The following is a 20,235-nucleotide window of genomic DNA, read 5'->3' as shown; positions in this document are numbered from 1 at the left end:
TACCCTCCTGCTTTGCTTTTAACTGTACCAAAAGTGAAACGATGAAAATCGGCTCACTAAGAAAAAGTTAATTAAGATAATTAAAAAGGCAGCAGCGTTTAACAGTGCCAATGATTTGCCGTAGAGCCCCTTGCGAACTTTTAGGTAAAGATAAATGCCATAAATAATCAACAGAATAAAAGAAGTAATAATTTTGACGTCATACCAGCTGACATCAGGAAGTTTAATAAACTTCCAGATCACCCCAAGAATCAAGCTTAACAACAGCATCGGCACACCGATAGCATTTGATACGTAGGAAAACTTCGTTAACTTATCTAAATCACCAAGGCGCCATAAGCGCTGGCTCCATTTTCTCATCTTCAACAGCCGATACTGCAGCAAGTAAAGTAAAGAAAAAATGAAAGAAAGCGAGAATGCAGCGTATGATAAAATCGCCATCGTAATATGAATAAGCAGCAATTCAGAAACAAGCTGCTCTGCCATTGCCTGCGATTTCATTTGCACAGGCGCAAAGGCATGGATGGCCATAATGGCAAAGCCGATCATATTTGTAAAGAAAACGGTAAAGTCCATACGCAACAGCCGGTTGATGACCAATGAAAGGGTGATCAAGATCCAAGCATAAAAATAAAGCCCTTCAAAAAGGGTAAGAACCGGAAATCGACCGGTTTTGAACATATATAAAAATAAAAAAATTGTTTGAAGAGCCCAAACAATCGATAACATCCAGAAGGCGATTTTATTCGCCTTCCGGTTTTGATTTAAAAAGTCGATAAAATACAGCATGATACTTAAAGCATATAAAATTACCATCAATTCGTGGAGCCTGGCCATTCCTTGTTCAAACATCGAGTAACCTCGCTTACACTTGGAATAATGGCTTCGTTTGAACTTGCTGAATAGGCTGTTCTGCTGTTTTTGCCTGTTTCTCCGCTTTTACTTCCTCTTCAATATTAAAGATTTGTGTAAATAGAGCCAGTTTTTCAGCCGAACGTTTATCCCCAGCCAGTTCTTTCGCCTGTAAAATCGGATCCTTCAACAACTGATTGATAATACTTTTTGTATGTTTGTTTAATATTTTCCGTTCACGGTCTGTTAGGTTTGGCATTTTCCGCTCAATGCTAACCATCGTTTCTGCTTGGATAGAAAGTGCCTTTTGGCGAAGAGCAGAAATTACTGGAACAACTCCAAGCATATTGATCCATTCATTGAAAGCAACAATCTCTGCTTCGATCATCAATTCGATTTTCTCTGCTGCTTTCTGACGCTCGACCATATTTGCTTGGACAATTCCCTCTAAATCATCAATATCATACAAGAAAACACTTTCCAAATCGGAGATAGCCGGATCAAGGTCACGTGGCACAGCAATGTCTACCATAAATAATGGTTTGCCTTTACGCATCTTTTCCACAACGGCCATTCTTTCTTTTGTAATCACATAGTCGCTGGAGCCTGTAGAACTGATCAAAATATCTGCTTCAACAAGAGCGCATTGAAGCTCGGCTAACGTTTTAGCATCGCCATCAAACTTTTCGGCAAGTGTAGCAGCTTTCTCAAACGTCCGATTCACAACAGTTACCTTTGTCGCTCCACTGCCATGTAAATTTTGAATAGCCAGCTCACCCATTTTACCGGCGCCGACAACAAGGACATGCTTGCCTGAAAGACTGCCAAAAATCTTCTTAGCAAGCTCTACAGCAGCATAGCTCACAGACACAGCATTTGCCCCGATCTCTGTTTCAGCATGCGCTTTCTTAGCAAGCGTAACAGCCTGCTTAAATAGATGGTTGAAGACCGTACCCGTTGCGCCAATTTCCTGGCTTCTTAAAAAGCTTGATCGTACTTGTCCCAAAATTTGCGTTTCCCCAAGTACCATAGAATTTAAACCGCTCGTCACTTTCAACAAGTGTTCAACCGCTGCTTCCTGTTCATGGATAAATAGAAAAGGAGTAAATTCTTCCTTTTCCATCCCGAACCATTCAGATAAGAAATGTTTAATATAATAACGCCCTGTATGGAGCTGATCGACGACCGCGTAAATTTCTGTCCGGTTGCAAGTGGAAAGAATGACGTTTTCCAAAATACTTTTTTGCGTACGGAGCTCTGACATGGCTTTTTCTAAGTCCGTGTCTTGAAAAGATAATCGTTCACGTATCTCCACTGGGGCTGTTTTGTAGTTTAGTCCCACCACAATAATATGCACGTTCTCAGCACCCCCATAAAAATCTGTTACATTCATTATAACACGGAACAAATTTTCCTTATTCACAAATTGTGAACATATGCTAACATTAAAAGCAATAAATTCTGTTTAGACCCACTAGCTAGCGTAACAAAATAGGAACTAAGATTCAAGTTAGGAATTTGGAAAGCGGGGAAACTATTTTATGAAGCAGCAGCGAATTTTTCCGGGCACTATCTTAATTGGATTTGGCTTGTATTTCTTTTTGCAGCAAGCTGCTATTGCCTGGTTTCAGCCCTTCTTAAGCTGGCCAACGCTTCTTATCGTGATTGGCCTTGCCTTTTTAGCGGATGCCTACAGCGGCCGGGAAGGTAACAGTATCTTGCCCGGTGTGATTCTAACTGGCTTCGGCATTCATTTTCACGTCGTCAATCACTTTGGATTTTGGTCTAACGATACAGGTGTTTTTATTTTAATTATCTCACTAGGATTTTTACTGCAATATCAAAAAACGAGAAATGGCCTGTTCCAAGGTTTGCTTTTTCTTATTCTTGCCGTTATTACTCTTTTTTATGATAAAGTAGTCGAATGGCTCGGATTGCTTGAAAATCGCGCACTCTCACTTTGGCAATTTTGGCCTGTTCTTCTCATTGCCATTGGCGGCTATCTGCTATTTGTCAAAAGAAAGTAAGATGAAACCTAGCTATTATTACCCAAGCGACAGTTTAGAAAACATATAGAAGCCGCTTTTTCTGTACATATAAAAATGCCGTTCACCCACTTGATGAAATGAACAGACAGCTGAACGCATACGAAAAAAACATATCTTATTTTATAAAAACTAGGACATCGGGCTCTCAATTAGTTAAACCTTTCCCATGACACATGGTTATTTAGAATCGCACTTCCGGCTTATTTTTATAAGTAAAAATGATATTTACAACAGAATACCCACTTTTAAAAAAAGAAAACTGCTCACACATTAGTGAGCAGCTTTTTTTTCGCTTTTCATTCTCTTTTGGATGATCTTCCAGGCTTCGTCTTTTCCTTGCCCTGTTTCAGAGGAGAAAACCACGATATCATCCTCGGGGTCAAAATCAAGTGTTTCCTTGACTACCTTTAGATGCTGTTGCCACTTGCCCTTCGGAATCTTGTCTGCCTTCGTGGCAATGACAATGGCCGGAATTTCATAATGCTTTAAGAAATGATACATCATGGCGTCATCTTCTGTAGGAGGATGCCGTAAATCAACAATGAGCATACATGCACGCAGCTGCTCCCTGGTTGTTAAATAAGTCTCAATCATTTTGCCCCATGCTTCACGCTCTTTTTTTGATACTTTTGCAAAGCCATAGCCTGGCACATCAACGAAATAGAGCTTTTCTTCAATTTTATAAAAGTTCAGTGTCTGTGTTTTCCCTGGTTTAGATGAAATCCTAGCCATACTTTTACGCTGAATCATTCTATTAATAAAAGATGATTTTCCTACGTTAGAGCGTCCAGCCAGCGCAAATTCCGGAAGAAAATCTTCCGGATACTGCGCTGGCTTCACTGCACTAATGACGAGTTCTACTTGATTAACCTTCATAATTTTCACCTGTTAGCGCTATTTTTAACACATCATCCATATGAGAAGCTAGAATAAATGTTAGATCATGGCGCACACTTTCTGGAACGTCTTCGATGTCTTTTTCATTATCCTGCGGTAGGATAATCGTCTTAAGCCCGGCTCTATGAGCGCCAAGCGATTTTTCTTTTACTCCGCCGATTGGCAGTACACGGCCACGCAGCGTAATTTCGCCCGTCATGCCGACTTCCCGACGGATTGGCCGAGTCGTTAAGGCTGATACAAGAGCAGTAGCCATTGTAATACCAGCAGAAGGACCATCCTTCGGCACCGCTCCTTCTGGAACGTGGATATGAATATCATACTTTTCATGGAAATCTTCTTCAATATCCAACTCTTTTGCTTTAGAGCGGACATAACTAAAGGCGGCTTGAGCTGATTCCTTCATCACATCTCCTAGTTTCCCTGTTAAAATCAACTTGCCTTTCCCAGGAGAGAGCGATACTTCAATTTGTAAAGTATCTCCGCCAGCAGTCGTGTAAGCCAGCCCATTTGCTACACCGACTTGATCAACTGTTTCCGCCTGGCCATAGCGGAAGATGCGCTTGCCTAAAAATTCTTCTAAATTTTTGCTTGTCACGACTACACGTTTCTTTTCCTCCGACACAATCATCTTAGCTGTTTTTCGACAAATAGAGGCAAGCTGGCGCTCAAGATTCCGAACGCCCGCTTCACGTGTATAATAGCGGACAACATCTTGAATGGCATCGTCTCGTACTTGAAGCTGTGATTTACTTAATCCATGCTCTTCTACTTGTTTTGGCAGTAAGTGTGATTTGGCAATGTGGATTTTCTCAAGCTCCGTATAGCCTGCAATCGTAATAATTTCCATCCGATCACGAAGAGGTCCCGGAATCGTTGCTAGATCATTAGCCGTAGCGATAAACATGACTTTTGATAAATCATATGTTTCTTCGATGTAGTGATCACTAAAATTAAAATTCTGTTCCGGATCTAGTACTTCAAGCATAGCTGAAGACGGATCTCCTCTAAAGTCACTTGACATCTTATCAATTTCATCGAGCAGGAAGACAGGATTGATCGTTCCCGCTTTTTTCATCCCTTGAATGATACGGCCTGGCATGGCTCCAACATACGTACGGCGATGACCGCGAATCTCAGATTCATCACGCACACCACCTAAGGAAATACGTACAAAGTTTCTGCCAAGAGATTCTGCAATAGAACGCGCCAAAGATGTTTTCCCGACACCCGGAGGTCCAGCAAGACATAAAATCGGCCCTTTTAATGACTGGGTAAGCTGTTGAACGGCCAAATATTCAAGCACACGCTCTTTGACTTTCTCTAGTCCGTAGTGGTCACGATTTAAGATTTCTTCTGCTTTTTCAATGTCCAAATCATCTTGTGTTGCGTTCGTCCATGGAAGCGTTACAAGCCATTCAAGATAATTACGAATAACTGCGCTTTCTGCCGCGCTTGAAGGAATTTTTTCAAAGCGATTTAATTCTTTTAAAGCCGTCTTTTTCACATGCTCTGGCATATTGGCTTCTTCAATTCGCTTCAATAACTCTTCAACTTCGCCAGTTTTGCCTTCCTTATCGCCAAGCTCTTGCTGGATCGCCTTCATTTGCTCCCGCAAAAAGTACTCTTTCTGCGTACGCTCCATCGATGTTTTCACGCGCTGCCCGATTTTCTTTTCCAAGTTCAATACTTGCTTTTCGTTATTTAACAAATCAATAATCCGATTGAGACGATCTTTTACATTAAATGTCTCAAGAATCTCTTGCTTGTCCTTCATTTTGATTGGCAAGTGAGATGCTACGATATCAGCAAGCCGGCCTGGCTCGTCAATGTCCGCTACAGTAGAATACGTTTCTGCAGAAACTTTTTTGGAAAGCTTAATATATTGCTCAAAATACTGAAGAAGTGTGCGCATCAAGGCTTCTAATTCGAGGTCCTTTGTGACATCATCCTCATGCACTTCTACTGTCGCTAAATAAAAAGTTTCCTTATCCTCCAACTGTTTCAGCACTGCCCGGCTTAGGCCTTCAACGAGCACACGGATCGTTCCATTCGGCAACTTAAGCATTTGCTTCACTTTTGTTAAAGTACCCGTTTCAAACAAATCCTCTTGCAAAGGATCGTCTATATTGGAATCTTTTTGAGTGGATAAAAAAATCAAATGATTGTCCAACATTGCCTGCTCCAATGCCTCAATCGAACGGTCACGACCAACATCGAGGTGCAAAACCATCGTAGGATACACTAGTAATCCCCGGAGTGGCAGGAGGGGCACAGTGTGAATCGTTTCATTACTCATAAACATAACCTCCATCACTTCAAACATCAGGCAAAGCAGCTGCCTGTTCTCTGTTTCACGCTTTCTGCCGTAAAATAGGTGTTTTGTACAATCTTATCTTATTTAAATAAGAGTGTCCATTTTTGAAATGAATTATCATTTTCCTGTCTTTTTACCTATTCCTCACTTTAGCAGAAAACAAACAATGGGGCTGCCCTAAAAGTAAAAAATATTACTTTATGAGGCAGCCTCTGTCTGCTATATAGATTTCTTTTCTTTCGATAAAATATTCCCTGGCTGAACAAGGCCTTTCCGCTCGGCCTCTTTATCGAAAAAGTGATCAAATGCTTCTTCTAATTCGGAAATTGGAATTAATTCTATTCCCTCGACTTTTTCTAAAAGAAGGGATTCATTTTCTTTTGGAAAGAGCACTTTTTTCGCTCCTGCTTCTTTTGCAGCTAGCACTTTTTGCAAAACGCCGCCAACCGGTTTTATTTGGCCATGAAGACTAATTTCGCCTGTAATGGCTGAAGTGTGATCGGCGGGATGACCGTATATCGCTGAATAAATAGACAATGCAATCGCTGCTCCTGCAGAGGGACCGTCTACTGGCATTCCCCCAGGAAAGTTAACAAAAATATTAAACTGTTCTACCGGTACACCGATTGATTTTAAAACGGTAACCGCATTTTCTACCGATCCTTTTGCCATACTCTTTCGCTTAATCGATTTTGCCGATTGATTGAACGTTTCTTCTTCTATTATGCCGGTTACGGTCACGGTTCCCTTCTCATTTGCAGGAAGGACCGCTGCTTCAATTCCGAGAAGAGCTCCGCTGTTTGGCCCAGTAACAGCCAGCCCATTAATGAGCCCAACTTTTGATTTCTCCGGAATCCGCGACTCCCATTTTGGGGAGAGGCGGCTTGAACGAATCACCCATTCCACTTCCTGGTCAAGTATCTCTTTCTTATTTTCCATCATGGCAATTCCAGAAGCCATTTGTACCAAGTTCACCGCTTCTCGACCGTTGCGAGTATGTCCGGCGATAAGAGCCAATCCTTTTTCAGATAAAGCCATCCCCGCCTTCTCAGCCGCTTTACGGGCAATATTGGTTAAATGCTTATGATCCAATTCATTAAAGTACACTTCTTGACAGCGGGAGCGAATAGCTGCCGGGATTTCTTCAGGTTGTCTTGTCGTCGCTCCAATCAAACGAAAATCTGCCGGTAATCCTTTTTGAAAAATATCATGAATATGTCTCGGGATATTCTCATTTTCTTCACTATAATATGCACTTTCAAGGATGACTTTTCGATCTTCCAGCACTTTTAGCAGCTTGTTCATTTGAATAGGGTGTAGCTCACCGATTTCATCAATAAATAAAATCCCACCGTGTGCGTTACTAACCGCTCCTTTTTTAGGCTGAGGAATACCAGCCTGCCCAAGAGCCCCAGCTCCCTGATAAATAGGATCATGCACAGAGCCAATGAGCGGGTCGGCAATCCCTCTCTCATCGAAGCGAGCGGTCGTCGCATCTAACTCTACAAAAACAGCGTTCTGTGCAAAAGGCGAGTGCTTGCTTCTTTTTGCCTCCTCTAATACAAGACGGGCTGCTGCGGTTTTTCCTACGCCCGGCGGCCCATAGACAATGACATGCTGCGGGTGAGCACCGCAAAGAGCCGCTCGCAGCGCTTTGATCCCTTCTTCTTGCCCTACGATATCCGAAAAGTTCTGTGGTCGAATTTTTTCGGCAAGCGGCTTTGTTAAAGAGATTGCCCTCATTTTCCTCATGGCTTCCATTTCTTTTTTCGATTCCTTGTCAATCGTTATTTTGCTCGCGTACTGTTTTTTCAGCATCGTAAGAAAATAAAGACTGATAATCAATCCAAACACAAGCTGTCCCGCAATAGCAACTGCTGTCCAATTCATATCGTATCCTCCCATACTAGCAAAGTGATCCCTGCATAAACGGCTGATCTTTCCATAGGAATGCCCCTATGTTCTTCCAGAAGCCATCCTCTATCTTCTCATCATCCGTTTTCTTATTTGCCAGTATCGCCTCATTTTGATACTCATAAACAGCCATTCATTCGGAAGTTCTTCTACGACAAAAAAACAGGGCAGCCGCATGACTTTGAGCTGTCCTGTTTTCATAAATTGTTTATTTTATTCTGTTACTTTACCAGACGCTTTTGAACTCCTTTTCGAGCCCTCCAACCTCCTAGCGGGCTAATCAGGCCGCTTCCGCTTTTCTATTGTCCAGCTTCGCCTCCTTGGGGCTCGAGGTCATAAGCCAATCTGACGCTGTGGCTGAAAAACGCCACTACACCAGCGCCAGCCTGTCTTATGCTTGTCGCCCCAATACAGTCGGCTCCGCTTTTCTATATTACGCTGAGGTTTTGGTTAGGTCTATTTTTTGGCCGTTTTCGCCAAGAAGTTTTGGCGCTGCGTTGTTGAGGACTGTGTCCTCCGTAATGACGCATGTTTTAATGTCCTCTCTTGAAGGCAGGTCATACATGACATCCAGCATAATGCTTTCAATAATAGAACGGAGTCCGCGTGCACCTGTTTTACGTTCAATTGCCTTTTTAGCAATTTCACGAAGGGCATCCTCTTCAAACTCGAGGCTCACTTCATCAAGCTCCATCATTTTTTGATATTGTTTAACAAGCGCATTTTTTGGCTTGGTTAAGATTTCAACGAGTGCTTCTTCATCAAGCTGTTCAAGGCTTGCGATCACTGGAAGACGGCCAATGAATTCAGGAATTAACCCAAATTTTAATAAATCTTCCGGTACTAGCTTAGATAAAAGAGAGCCATCTGTCACTTCTTCTTGCTTTGTTTCAAGGCCAAAACCAATTACTTTTTGACCTAGACGGCGTTTAATAATTTGCTCTACGCCATCAAACGCTCCTCCGCAGATAAAGAGAATATTTGTTGTATCGATTTGAATAAATTCCTGATGAGGATGCTTACGTCCACCTTGTGGCGGAACACTCGCTACTGTACCTTCTAAAATTTTCAGAAGGGCCTGCTGTACGCCTTCACCAGAAACATCACGTGTAATAGATGGATTTTCAGATTTACGCGCTACTTTATCAATCTCATCGATGTAAATAATGCCCTTTTCCGCTTTTTCTACATCGTAATCAGCAGCTTGGATTAATTTAAGAAGGATGTTTTCTACATCCTCCCCCACGTAACCTGCTTCCGTTAAAGAAGTAGCATCAGCAATAGCAAATGGCACATCTAAAATACGTGCAAGTGTTTGTGCAAGAAGGGTTTTTCCACTTCCTGTAGGCCCAATTAAACAAATATTACTTTTCGCTAATTCCACGTCATCTACTTTGCTGTTTGAATTGATACGCTTATAGTGGTTATAAACAGCAACGGCTAATGACTTTTTAGCACGTTCCTGGCCAATGACGTAATCATCCAAAATATCACGAATTTCCATTGGTTTCGGTACGTCTTTAAACTCTACTTCTTCTTCAGTCCCAAGCTCTTCCTCAACTATTTCAGTGCATAGCTCAATACACTCATCACATATATATACACCGGGTCCAGCTACAAGTTTGCGTACTTGATCCTGTGTTTTTCCACAGAAAGAACATTTAAGCTGCCCTTTTTCATCGTTAAACTTGAACAATGTTTTTCACCCCTTATAAATAATTAATCGCTTGTCCAGCTGCAGGCGCTTAACGGCTAGTGGACTTCCTGCTCCTTCTTGCGATAAGTCAACATCGAATCCGCTCACGCTCTTCGTGTTTCCTTTATCTCATGCGGAGCCGTCCAGTCTATACGCCGCTGGGCAAGCGCCCTCCGCTTTTCGTGCCCAGCTGCAGGCGCCAGTGTGTACGTTGATTTTACTCTCCCTGTCACCCTTTCCCATAAAAAACAAACAGTCATTTTTTGTGACATATGTCTTTTAGGCAATCGCGCCTAGCTGTTTATTTACCCGCTCTTGCCCCAACAATTTGCTGCGGCCAAACGGGTGATTTCTCACTTTTCCCTCGTTCAGCTACAGATGTCAACGTGTACGCTGAACGAGCGCCGTTGGCTCTTTATTAAAAAAGTATGTATTGCATTGTACCACATTTTGTTCTATTGCAGAAACAAAAGGTCTTTTGTATATATAATGTGTAACCATCTGCACTATTACTAAAACATTTTTTCACTTTTCTTCGTCAAGCTGCTTTTATTTAAGAATCAAGTATACAACTGACTTCCTATGCGGATAAAATCCCCATTTTCTTATAAGCACCTTGACTGTTATATATGTATGGTAGTAAGTAATAGGTAGAAAACAAGGCACGAGCAGTTCGCGCCTTGTCTACCATTATCTATTATTATGCACTAGCTTTGCTGTTTTCCACAAGAAATTCGATTGCTTTGCGGATCTTTAAGTCAGCCTGCATGCCATCTAAGTTGCCTAATGCTTTTTTAATGTCTTCAACTGACAGATTAAACTGTTCTGCCATCTTGCTTAATTCTTTTTCTGTATCTTCTTCAGTTGCTTCTAAGTTCTCTGCTTCTGCGATAGCTTCAAGCGTTAAGCTTGTGCGTACACGTGTTTCTGCATTTTCTTTCATTTGGCCACGAAGGTCTGCTTCGCTTTGACCTGAGAATTGATAGTAAAGATCAAGATTCATACCTTGCATAGAAAGGTTTTGTGTAAATTCCTGAAGCATACGATCAATTTCATTTTCGATCATTACTTCTGGTACGTCGATTTCTGCATTAGCTGCTGCTTTTTCCACGAGCGTATCACGAAGTGTTTGCTCTGCAGCTGTTTTCTTTTGCTCTTCAAGACGCGTGCGGATTTTCGCTTTTAATTCATCAAGTGTTTCCACATCTTCGTCTGTTTCTTTTGCAAATTCGTCATTTAGTTCAGGAAGCTCTTGCGCTTTGATTTCATGAACCTTCACTTTGAATACAGCTGGTTTGCCAGCAAGCTCTTCTGCATGGTACTCTTCAGGGAAAGTAACTTCTACGTCTTTCTCTTCGCCAGCTGCTACACCGATCAATTGCTCTTCGAATCCAGGAATGAATGTACCTGAACCAACAACTAATGAGTAGTTTTCAGCTGTGCCGCCTTCAAATACTTCTCCGTCAACAGAGCCTTCGAAATCAAGAACAACTGTGTCGCCGTCTTCTACTTTTCCGTCTTCTTTCACAACAAGCTCAGCATGACGCTTTTGAAGAGCTGTTAGTTCTTCCTGAACATCCTCGTCTGTTACTTCTGTGCTTAATTTTTCTGCTTCAAGCCCTTTATATTCGCCAAGCTTTACTTCAGGCTTAACAGTAACAGTCGCTTTGAAAATTAACTCTTTGCCTTTTTCCATTTGCTCAATATCAATTTCTGGACGGTCTACAGGATCAATTCCTGCTTCCTCAACCGCTTTTCCATATGCTTCTGGAAGAATGATATCCAGTGCATCTTGATAAAGAGACTCTACACCGAAACGCTTTTCAAATAAAGCGCGTGGCATTTTACCTTTACGGAAACCAGGTACGTTAATGTTTTTTACTACTTTTTTAAATGCGGCATCTAAACCGTTGTTTACTGTTTCCGCATCTACTTCTACTGTTAGAACCCCTTGGTTCCCTTCTTGCTTTTCCCATTTAGCAGACATAAAGTTCCCTCCAAAAATCTATAAATTGATCATCATGAACAGTATAAGTTGTTCGGCCGCCCTATGTATATCTTTCTTACACAAAAAGGACACATTATGACCTTTACATTATAACATACGTTTTTTCTCTTTCAACAAAAAGCCTACATGATCGGTGAAGAAATTTCATCTAATTTCCTCATAAAAGCAAGGCTCTTTTGAACCTCTTTATCCAGCTCATTCTCTGTTTCCAGCCCCGGTTCTTGGTAATAGGTACGAAGCTGCCGCAATGATGCTCTAGCCCATCCTTCAGGAGAAATCTCCTTCGGCTCAAAAGGATATATAAGGAAAAAATGATGCTTGACTATTTCCTTTACTTGCTCAAGCTGTACTGGATCTTTGTCCGCTAGCTCGTCTTCTAAAAAGTGGATAACCTTCTTAAAATAATCCTTTTCAAAAGCATCGGACAACTGTACAGGAATTACACTACCCGTAAATTCAAACTTCCTTACCGTTACGGCCCTTTCAATTCCATGTTCCTTTAATACGTTCAAAATAAGTGTTTGCAAAAAAGGATGCGTGCCTTCTTTTTCAAGCATGGCGACTAGCTCGTCATAATACGGCTGGATATTCACATGAGCAAGCTCCATCAATCTTAACGTTTGCTCACGTAAGGTTTCCTGGCCAGTAAACAGCGGCATCCACCTGGTTTCTGGAGCATCCAGCATCTTCCGGCTTAACTCCAACAGCCGTTCAAAATACTCTCGCTTTTCTTCTGGCAGCTGCTTTTCCTCCATCAACGCTGATAGCGTGGAAAAGATCGTCTTATACTGTTTTTGCTGCATAAGAATAAGCACGTAAATATCAAGCACATCATAGTAATCGCCAAGCCCCTTATGTAGCATGTCTTTACACAACTCTAAGGCGCTGTCGTAACGACCACTTTCGTACAAAGCTAGTAAGAGGGCTGTTTTTACATCCCCTTCTTCAGTAAGCGGATGTTCCAGCGCTTGGGACAAAAAAGAAGCGGCTTCATCATATTGCTTCGCTTCAAGGGCGGCCCGTCCTTTTTGGATAAGCGCCTGTCCCGTTCCTGGAAAAATAAATACATTTCCTTTTCTATCCCACTTTTTCTTCTTCATAGTCAGTCACCCGATTGCCTCTACTTCGATGAAAACAGCGGCTGCTTCCATTCCTTTTTTTGTATTTCTGTAAGTGTAGCACGGATATTCGAAAAAAAAAAGCAATGGAGAAGGCGGATGATCGAAAACAAAAGGATTTAATCGTGCTAAGCAAGGATTCCTTCTCAAATTTCAAATATAAAAAAACCTTCCAAGCGTTTGCCTGAAAGGTTGATTTCATTATGTATGGCGTCCCAGGAGAGATTCGAACTCCCGACCGACGGCTTAGAAGGCCGTTGCTCTATCCAGCTGAGCTACTGGGACAATTTTAAAAGTGTTAAACAAGTTATGTAAGACATTTACTATAATAACAACCTCACGAAAGATTGTCAACGTGTTTTTTAAGTTTTTTTCATTTATTTCATAGAGAGGGATTTTTCTGCTTTAAAAGCAAAAGTGCAGCTTAAAAAGTTAGCATTCTATTGGCTGTTTAAACTGCACTTTCGCTTGCACACTCCTATAACTCACTGCTTTTATTCTATGCATCCTAATTAACAGGTTATACATAAAAACGATTTAAAGTGAAAAAACACATTGCAGCTCTGTTAATTCCCGATGGGTTTCATCAAAAAAACGAATGACAGCCTGTTGCTCGTCTGCTTCCACAAGCGCATACGTTTTCTCCCGCCGACCACGCGGCATAGCAATGCTCCCTGGATTCAGAAAAATAGCATCATTTATCTTCTCGGCGCCTAACAAATGAGAATGACCAAAAAAGACAAAATCTGAGCCATTTTCTTGCGCTTTATAAGTTAACTTCATAAGCGACATTTTCACGTTATAGCGATGACCATGAGTAATGAATATTCTTTTTCCCTTGACACCCTCGACAATATCATAGGGAAACTCTTCTTCTGTGTCGCAATTCCCTCTTACCGCTACATACCCTTCAATTGCCGGGTTATCCGCACTCAATTCAGAGTCGCCGCAATGAATCAATACATCTACTTCCCCTTCATAACGCTGTTTCAGCTCTGTTAAAATTTCACTCCAGCCGTGACTGTCACTCACAACTAACACTTTCATCTCGTTTCACCACCCATAATTTCCGGAAGCAGTGCGCCTAATTTCTTCATGGCCCCACCACGGTGACTGACACTATTCTTTTCTTCCGGCTGCAGTTCCGCCATTGTTTTCTTGAAGCCCTCCATCCAGAAAATAGGATCATAACCAAATCCGTTGGCGCCTTGCTTCTCTGAAGTGATTTTCCCTTCACAAGATCCAGATACCGTCACCGTTTTTTCACCTGGACGGGCAATGGCCAATACACAATGAAAGCGGGCAGTCCGTTTTTCTTCCGGCACTCCCTTGAGTTCAGCTAACACTTTTTGAATATTGGCTTCATCGTCTTTCTTAACACCAGCATAGCGGGCAGAATAAACGCCCGGCCGGCCATCAAGAGCATCAATGCTTAAGCCTGAATCATCGGCAATCACTAACTGTCCTGTTTCATTCGCTATTGCTTCTGCTTTCAATACAGCATTTTCTTCAAACGTGTGACCTGTTTCCTCTACATCGGGCAACGATGGATAATCAAGCAGTGTTTGCACTTCTATTCCATACTCTGCAAATAAACTAGAAAATTCCTTCGCTTTTCCTTCATTTTTCGTTGCAATAATGACCTTATTCATTCTGCCTCTCCTTTTGGTCGTCTGCCGATTTTTTCAGCAATTTCACCAAGGGCTGCTGATTGAATTGCAAACAGGCTCGTGATCCCGTTCTGGGCAAGTTCTAGAAGTTGATGCAGCTCCTGAATAGAAAAAGTTGCTTCTTCTCCAGTTCCCTGCAGTTCCACAAACTCATTGTTGCCTGTCATGACAATATTCATATCCACCTCTGCCTGGCTGTCTTCTACGTAATTTAAGTCTAACACGGCGCCATGCTCTTTGACGATTCCTACGCTTGTTGCGGCTAAGAAATCAGTAACTGGAAATACCGGTAACTCTTTTTCTTCAGATAGCTTATTAAGCGCTAGTGTCAGCGCTACAAAGGCACCAGTAATAGACGCTGTCCGTGTACCGCCATCTGCCTGAATCACATCACAATCAATCCAAACTGTCCGTTCGCCCATCGCTTCCAAATCCACGATCGCTCTAAGAGCACGGCCAATAAGCCGTTGAATCTCCATCGTTCTTCCTGATACTTTTCCTTTAGAAGATTCACGAATATTCCTTTGTCCCGTTGCTCTCGGCAGCATCGAATATTCCGCTGAAATCCAGCCTTTTCCGCTCCCTCTCATAAACGGAGGCACCCGCTCCTCAATGCTGGCTGTACAAATCACTTTCGTATCTCCCACTTGAATAAGCACGGATCCCTCTGGATGCTTTAAATAATTAGTCTCAATATGTACGTGTCTAAGTTCCTGAGCTTGTCTTCCATCAAATCTCATCTTAATTCCCTCCGTTGTATCATTTATCTGCATCTTATTATAGTAGCATTTTTCTCACAGACATAAAAAAGAAATCATTCACCTAGCCCCCTGATCGCAGGTGGTTAGATAGATGATTATGAGAAAGGTCAATTGCATATACGATCTGTCACCTTTAAAAGAGACTTTCACAAATCAACCGGATTCACTACGTCAGGACGTGTTACCGAACTGCTAAGCGGCTTGCCTTGCTCAGTCGTAATGTTTGAATTGCCACCAACCTGAATAGCCAAGCTCTCAATCTGGGTTCCTTCCGTCAGAGACAAAGCGAGTGATTGTAATATATGCTCAGACACCATTTTATTTTCAAAACTTCCAAGAATAGACTCATTAAAGTTCAACGTAACTCGCCCTTCCTTTATCATTGGCTTTTCCAATAATTCGGCTTCTGGAAGAAATTCTGTTACGAGCCCGGAATCTGCTCGCGGCCCTTTAGCTAACTCTTTCACAATGGCCGTAATTTGATCTTGTTCCTTATTGCTGACACGCTTCGTGACGGGTACATAATAATAGCCCTCTCCCTCTTGAGCCATATAATAAACGGTGACCGGTCTTGTGTCTACGAGATCCACTACACCAGAGGCATCTACATTAATTCCGCTTTGTCGTGTTAACCCTTCTTCATCAAGTGCCATCTTTCCGACTGGCATTTCAGAAATTGGATGGCCATTCACTTGGAGTTTTACCCGCTCCACCGAATCAAATTGAGTTAATGTCCAAGTAATCGATTGAGCGATTCTCTGTTCGTCTGCTCGATCATATTCTTTAAATTCAGGGGAGAAATCAACTGTTGCCGTTCCTTTTTCAATGTCAACGCTTTTGATTTGTGTACCGGCCGGCAGAACAGGACGAAAACCATTTGGAACCATATTGGATACAGGACCCTCGGCCACAAGATATTCAAGTGCCTGCTTGGCCAAACTTTTTGTATTCGGAAGAGGCATCGTTTGAGAAACAACATAGCCGTTTTTATCAATTAAATATAGCTCTGTCATCACCATATTTTTATTTTGTGCAGCTTTTTGTCCATCTTCACTCGTCAAGCTATCCGTATACACAACAGATTGCGGGGGATCAATTTTTTCCTTCTTCTCTTCGGGCCATAATCCGCAGCCTGCTGTATAAACAGAAGAAATTAAAATAACTGCCACCGCTGCCGTCTTCTTTTTTCGCATAACTACCCCTCCTAAAACTGTTTGTACTAAATATACGGGTGTTTCGAAAACTTAGAACTAGCTTGGACAAATCTTCTATTCTTACAGACAAAGACTCCAAAAAAAAACCGCTTAGCTGCCTAAGCGGATTGATTCAATATGTAACTCTTTCTCTTGAAGCCAATCGGAAGCAATTTCGTAAAACAACTCTTTTGAACCCGTTGTATAGAAGTAATGTGACAGTCGAGGAGATTCTTCTGCCAAGAGCTTCTTGTAATCAAGAATAGCACTTACCTCACGAGCCGTTTCTTCCCCTGAGCTAATAACTTGAACCTGTTCGCCTAGAACATCAGCTATAATAGGTTCAAGCAAAGGATAATGGGTACATCCTAAAATAACCGTGTCAATTTGCGTATTCTGCAACGGAACTAACGTCTCAGCCACAATCTTTTCTGCCGTTTCTCCTTTGTATTCTCCACTTTCCACAAGAGGTACAAATTTTGGACAAGCGAGCGAGGTAACAACTGCCTTTTTGTTAATAGAAGTAAGCATTTTTTCGTAAGCACCACTTCGGATTGTCCCAATTGTTCCAAGCACACCAATCTGATCATTTCTCGTTTGTTTAATCGCTGCCCGTGCCCCCGGACGGATCACCCCAATCACAGGAATTGGCAAAGCGGTCCGAATCTCTTCTAGTACAACGGCTGTAGCCGTATTACAAGCAATTACAAGCATCTTAATGTTTTTCTCTATTAAAAATCGGGTCATTTCCCAAGTATAGGCCTTCACTTCTTCAGCCGGTCTTGGCCCGTAAGGACAACGTGCCGTGTCCCCTGTATAATAAATGGTTTCATTCGGAAGCTGACGCATAATCTCTTTAGCTACCGTTAAACCGCCTACTCCCGAATCTATTACACCGATCGGTCTATTCAATTTTCTCGCCTCATTTTACTTTCATTTCTTGATGCATTTTCTCTAAGTTGCTTTTTAAAGATAGTATTTCATCCTCGCTGAAATTTTGTAAAATTTGCTGTACATACAGCTGGCGCTTTTTTATCACTTCTTCGATCATACTCGCGCCTTCTTTCAGTAGATGAATGCGCACAATCCGTCGATCATTCGTATCTTTCACCCGTTCAACGAGGCTGTTTCGTTCCATTCTATCAATCAGGTCTGTTGTTGTACTGAAAGCTAGAAACATTTTCGTAGATAACTCGCCAATCGTCATATCTCCTTCTTCAAACAACCATTGCAGCGCAATAAATTGAGGAGGTGTAATCTTATAATCACTTAATATCTCTCGACCTTTTTGTTTAATAATACCGTTTATGTATCGTAATTCCTTTTCAATATCCGCGACAAAATCGAGCGATTGCTCAAGATTTGCTGCCATGCTTAGCACTCCTTATTCATCGTTCCCTTTTTCAAACCTTAACGTTCATAAATCCCTCACCTGTTTATTGTCGCTTTTTTCCCTATAAATTGCAAGGTAAAGAAGGCACAAAAGCATAATCTATAGTATTTCTCTTGTTTTACTTATTTTTCATTAAATAGTAACTATAAGTAAAGGAGGGGCGAATGAATATAAAAAGAATAGCTAGCTTTATAGCAGTATGGTTAATTTTATGCGGAGCAACTTATAGTCTCACTTTATTAAAAAAAGGACACTTTTTCGATTATTCCTTTTTCGTCGGATTAATTGGTGTTGTGCTGATTAAGTTTTCCAGCTCATCCGGTGGTTTTACTAGCGACAACTTAGATATGCACCTGCAGAGTCAAACAGGTATGAGGCAAGACCGGCAATCGAAATCCTTTGATCCCCCAGCTTGTTTTATGCAGCAATTATCTACACTGTGCTTTCATTTAGTTTAATGCTATTTTATTATCGTCAATATTTCTTTTAAAGCAACCGTAGAAACATTTTATCCAACGGTAAAACAGATGGCGGTCCAGTGGACGCCATCTGTTTTCTTAAAGCTTTAATTCACCCATCCTGAGCAATTCAACGATTGCCTGCGCCCGTCCTTTCACGCCGAGCTTTTGAATGGAGTTAGAGATATGATTGCGGACCGTTTTTTCACTGATAAATAGCTCTTCAGCAATTTCCCTCGTCGTCCGATCTTGCACGAGTAATTCAAATACTTCTTTTTCTCTCTTCGTTAATAGCGGTTTACGATCAAAGCGATGCTCCCTCACTTGACATGTAACCTCCTCGCTTCCGCCAGCTTCTGATCACTCAATTAACGGAATGGCCGTTACGGTATCATATGTGAAGGAACAAAGAATTGACAGCAAAGCAGCAAAATTCTCTTTGTTTTTTATTCTCATGCTCTGTTATACTTCAGCGTTGATTTTCGCTGCAGGCAGACACTTTCCGTAACCAGTCCTGCATGGTCCCACCAGGACTCACTTTCTCGCAGAGTCTCCACCTTCCGCTATGATCAACTATTAAAGACATTATTCATCTTTAATAGAGCCTCTTCTAAGTAAATTAAATGGACTCACCAAGTAATTTCTCTTTCACTGATGATGTAAACGGCTCCGCTTTTCCTGTTTTGGAGGAGATTTGCACGAGTGTTCCTCTGCCTATGAAGCAAACTTTTCCATTTTCTGTTGTCCCTTTATAGTGAATGTCACAGGAGGAACGGCCAAGACTGTCTACTTTCACGCCGATCGATAACGTTTCGCCAAAAAATACTTGTTCTAAAAAATCGCACTGCAAGTCAGCAACGACTGGAATGGCTTCGCTTTTCCCACTTAACCATTCATCCTTTAGGCCTCTTTCTGCTAAAAACTCAATCCGAGCTTCCTCAAAGTAGACAAATGGAACCGTGTTGTTTAAATGACCAAACATATCTGTTTCCCCAAACCGTACCTTTACAGAATGCAAAAAGTTGAATTCCTTCTCCCACTGCTCAAAATCAGTAATATATGAAAATTCCCTCACCATGTTCTCCCCCTTTATTCTAAAAAAAACAGCCTCCAGCTGAGGCAGCTGAAGGCTGGAGTCAATTAATCTACTTGATGGTCGCTTCCAAAGAAGTTGCGGAAAGATTGAACTGTTGCCGCACGGTTCATTGCTGCGATGGATGTCGTTAAAGGAATTCCTTTTGGACATGCTTGCACACAGTTTTGAGAGTTTCCGCAGTCCTGTAAACCACCATCACCCATTAATGCGTTTAAGCGCTCGTCTCTGTTCATTGAACCCGTTGGATGCGCATTAAATAAGCGAACGAGAGAAATAAAAGCAGGACCGATGAAATCAGATTTGCTGTTCACGTTTGGACACGCTTCAAGACAAACGCCACAAGTCATACATTTAGATAATTCGTACGCCCATTGACGTTTTCTTTCTGGCATACGCGGACCAGGTCCAAGCTCATACGTACCATCGATTGGAATCCATGCTTTGATTCGTTTCATGGAATCAAACATGCGCTCCCGATCAATCTGCAAATCACGAACAACTGGGAATGTGCTCATTGGTGCAAGACGAACCGGCTGTTCCAATTTATCGATCAAAGCTGTACAAGCTTGACGCGGCTTGCCGTTAACAACCATTGAACAAGCTCCACAAACTTCTTCAAGACAGTTACTATCCCAGGCAACCGGTGTTGTTTTTTCACCTTTAGCGTTAACCGGGTTACGCTGGATTTCCATGAGCGCTGAAATAACGTTCATGTTCGGACGATATGGGAGAACGAACTCTTCTTCATACGGAGCCGAATTCATTGTGTCTTGACGAGTAATAATAAAGCGAACTGTTTTATTTTCACTCATCT

Annotated in this window: 22 protein-coding genes and 1 tRNA gene; 3 read left to right on the top strand and 20 right to left on the bottom strand. The window is 41.8% G+C overall.

Annotated elements, in window-relative coordinates; all coding sequences use genetic code 11:
- Window positions 1-18: 18 nt before the first annotated feature.
- Both ccsA and hemA read right to left on the bottom strand, forming a co-directional pair.
- Complete coding sequence (gene ccsA, locus A8F95_RS01285; protein WP_065408890.1) at window positions 19-852, bottom strand: cytochrome c biogenesis protein CcsA; 834 nt, start codon at window positions 850-852, stop codon at window positions 19-21.
- A 13-nt stretch (window positions 853-865) separates the two neighbouring features.
- Window positions 866-2,209 (bottom strand): glutamyl-tRNA reductase, encoded by a 1,344-nt coding sequence (gene hemA / locus A8F95_RS01280; RefSeq protein WP_065409419.1) that lies wholly within the window; start codon window positions 2,207-2,209, stop codon window positions 866-868.
- Window positions 2,210-2,393: 184 nt separating this feature from the next.
- Between hemA and A8F95_RS01275 the strand changes: the two genes are divergently transcribed.
- Complete coding sequence (locus tag A8F95_RS01275) at window positions 2,394-2,879, top strand: LiaI-LiaF-like domain-containing protein (RefSeq protein ID WP_065408889.1); 486 nt, start codon at window positions 2,394-2,396, stop codon at window positions 2,877-2,879.
- A gap of 291 nt (window positions 2,880-3,170) precedes the next feature.
- Here the strand turns inward: A8F95_RS01275 and yihA are convergent, their stop codons facing one another.
- The 6 genes from yihA to A8F95_RS22230 all read right to left on the bottom strand — a co-directional run bounded on the left by yihA (window position 3,171) and on the right by A8F95_RS22230 (window position 9,996).
- Window positions 3,171-3,776, bottom strand: a complete 606-nt coding sequence (gene yihA / locus A8F95_RS01270; RefSeq protein WP_065408888.1) for a ribosome biogenesis GTP-binding protein YihA/YsxC — start codon at window positions 3,774-3,776, stop codon at window positions 3,171-3,173.
- On the bottom strand, window positions 3,766-6,096 hold the full coding sequence (gene lon, locus A8F95_RS01265; protein WP_095407419.1) for an endopeptidase La: 2,331 nt from the start codon (window positions 6,094-6,096) through the stop codon (window positions 3,766-3,768). The genes yihA and lon overlap by 11 nt, the downstream gene beginning before the upstream one ends.
- 237 nt (window positions 6,097-6,333) lie before the next feature.
- Entirely contained in the window at window positions 6,334-8,004 is a 1,671-nt protein-coding gene (lonB, locus tag A8F95_RS01260) for an ATP-dependent protease LonB (RefSeq protein WP_065408887.1), read from the bottom strand.
- Window positions 8,005-8,020: 16 nt separating this feature from the next.
- On the bottom strand, window positions 8,021-8,161 hold the full coding sequence (locus A8F95_RS22235) for a hypothetical protein (RefSeq protein WP_176713589.1): 141 nt from the start codon (window positions 8,159-8,161) through the stop codon (window positions 8,021-8,023).
- Window positions 8,162-8,461: 300 nt separating this feature from the next.
- Window positions 8,462-9,724: an ATP-dependent protease ATP-binding subunit ClpX gene (gene clpX, locus A8F95_RS01255; protein WP_065408886.1), complete on the bottom strand. Its 1,263-nt coding sequence runs from the start codon at window positions 9,722-9,724 to the stop codon at window positions 8,462-8,464.
- Window positions 9,725-9,828: 104 nt separating this feature from the next.
- Window positions 9,829-9,996 (bottom strand): hypothetical protein, encoded by a 168-nt coding sequence (locus tag A8F95_RS22230; RefSeq protein WP_176713588.1) that lies wholly within the window; start codon window positions 9,994-9,996, stop codon window positions 9,829-9,831.
- Between A8F95_RS22230 and A8F95_RS22225 the strand changes: the two genes are divergently transcribed.
- Window positions 9,997-10,146 (top strand): hypothetical protein, encoded by a 150-nt coding sequence (locus tag A8F95_RS22225; RefSeq protein ID WP_176713587.1) that lies wholly within the window; start codon window positions 9,997-9,999, stop codon window positions 10,144-10,146. It begins immediately after the preceding gene.
- Window positions 10,147-10,424: 278 nt separating this feature from the next.
- Here the strand turns inward: A8F95_RS22225 and tig are convergent, their stop codons facing one another.
- From tig to A8F95_RS01210, 9 genes are all read right to left on the bottom strand, one after another.
- Window positions 10,425-11,711, bottom strand: a complete 1,287-nt coding sequence (gene tig / locus A8F95_RS01250) for a trigger factor (protein ID WP_065408885.1) — start codon at window positions 11,709-11,711, stop codon at window positions 10,425-10,427.
- A 143-nt stretch (window positions 11,712-11,854) separates the two neighbouring features.
- Window positions 11,855-12,832 (bottom strand): tetratricopeptide repeat protein, encoded by a 978-nt coding sequence (locus tag A8F95_RS01245; RefSeq protein WP_065408884.1) that lies wholly within the window; start codon window positions 12,830-12,832, stop codon window positions 11,855-11,857.
- Between the two features lie 226 nt (window positions 12,833-13,058).
- Window positions 13,059-13,135: transfer RNA gene (locus A8F95_RS01240), tRNA-Arg, on the bottom strand.
- A 252-nt stretch (window positions 13,136-13,387) separates the two neighbouring features.
- Window positions 13,388-13,897, bottom strand: a complete 510-nt coding sequence (locus A8F95_RS01235; RefSeq protein ID WP_065408883.1) for a metallophosphoesterase family protein — start codon at window positions 13,895-13,897, stop codon at window positions 13,388-13,390.
- Window positions 13,894-14,502, bottom strand: coding sequence for an XTP/dITP diphosphatase (locus A8F95_RS01230; RefSeq protein ID WP_065408882.1), 609 nt, complete (start codon window positions 14,500-14,502; stop codon window positions 13,894-13,896). Before A8F95_RS01230 ends, A8F95_RS01235 begins: the two co-directional genes overlap by 4 nt.
- The gene (gene rph, locus A8F95_RS01225; RefSeq protein WP_065408881.1) at window positions 14,499-15,260 is read right to left on the bottom strand and encodes a ribonuclease PH; all 762 of its coding nucleotides are present in this window, start codon (window positions 15,258-15,260) and stop codon (window positions 14,499-14,501) included. Before rph ends, A8F95_RS01230 begins: the two co-directional genes overlap by 4 nt.
- A gap of 167 nt (window positions 15,261-15,427) precedes the next feature.
- Window positions 15,428-16,474 carry a GerMN domain-containing protein gene (locus tag A8F95_RS01220; protein WP_065408880.1) on the bottom strand — a complete coding sequence of 349 codons (1,047 nt, stop codon included), beginning with the start codon at window positions 16,472-16,474 and terminating at the stop codon, window positions 15,428-15,430.
- Between the two features lie 111 nt (window positions 16,475-16,585).
- Window positions 16,586-17,386, bottom strand: coding sequence for a glutamate racemase (gene racE, locus A8F95_RS01215; protein ID WP_065408879.1), 801 nt, complete (start codon window positions 17,384-17,386; stop codon window positions 16,586-16,588).
- A 10-nt stretch (window positions 17,387-17,396) separates the two neighbouring features.
- Window positions 17,397-17,846 (bottom strand): MarR family winged helix-turn-helix transcriptional regulator, encoded by a 450-nt coding sequence (locus A8F95_RS01210; RefSeq protein ID WP_065408878.1) that lies wholly within the window; start codon window positions 17,844-17,846, stop codon window positions 17,397-17,399.
- 185 nt (window positions 17,847-18,031) lie between these two features.
- On the opposite strand from A8F95_RS01210, the gene A8F95_RS01205 reads away from it, so the two are divergent.
- On the top strand, window positions 18,032-18,325 hold the full coding sequence (locus A8F95_RS01205; protein ID WP_065408877.1) for a hypothetical protein: 294 nt from the start codon (window positions 18,032-18,034) through the stop codon (window positions 18,323-18,325).
- Window positions 18,326-18,424: 99 nt separating this feature from the next.
- Here the strand turns inward: A8F95_RS01205 and A8F95_RS01200 are convergent, their stop codons facing one another.
- The 3 genes from A8F95_RS01200 to sdhB all read right to left on the bottom strand — a co-directional run bounded on the left by A8F95_RS01200 (window position 18,425) and on the right by sdhB (window position 20,233).
- Window positions 18,425-18,649: a helix-turn-helix domain-containing protein gene (locus A8F95_RS01200; RefSeq protein WP_041097586.1), complete on the bottom strand. Its 225-nt coding sequence runs from the start codon at window positions 18,647-18,649 to the stop codon at window positions 18,425-18,427.
- Window positions 18,650-18,944: 295 nt separating this feature from the next.
- Complete coding sequence (locus A8F95_RS01195; protein ID WP_065409418.1) at window positions 18,945-19,400, bottom strand: acyl-CoA thioesterase; 456 nt, start codon at window positions 19,398-19,400, stop codon at window positions 18,945-18,947.
- Between the two features lie 65 nt (window positions 19,401-19,465).
- Window positions 19,466-20,233 (bottom strand): succinate dehydrogenase iron-sulfur subunit, encoded by a 768-nt coding sequence (gene sdhB, locus A8F95_RS01190; RefSeq protein WP_049663533.1) that lies wholly within the window; start codon window positions 20,231-20,233, stop codon window positions 19,466-19,468.
- Between the last annotated feature and the right edge of the window lie 2 nt (window positions 20,234-20,235).

This window comes from Pseudobacillus wudalianchiensis (genome assembly GCF_001685015.1).
GTDB lineage: Bacteria > Bacillota > Bacilli > Bacillales > Domibacillaceae > Pseudobacillus > Pseudobacillus wudalianchiensis.
This window is presented reverse-complemented; position numbering and strand designations above follow the sequence as displayed.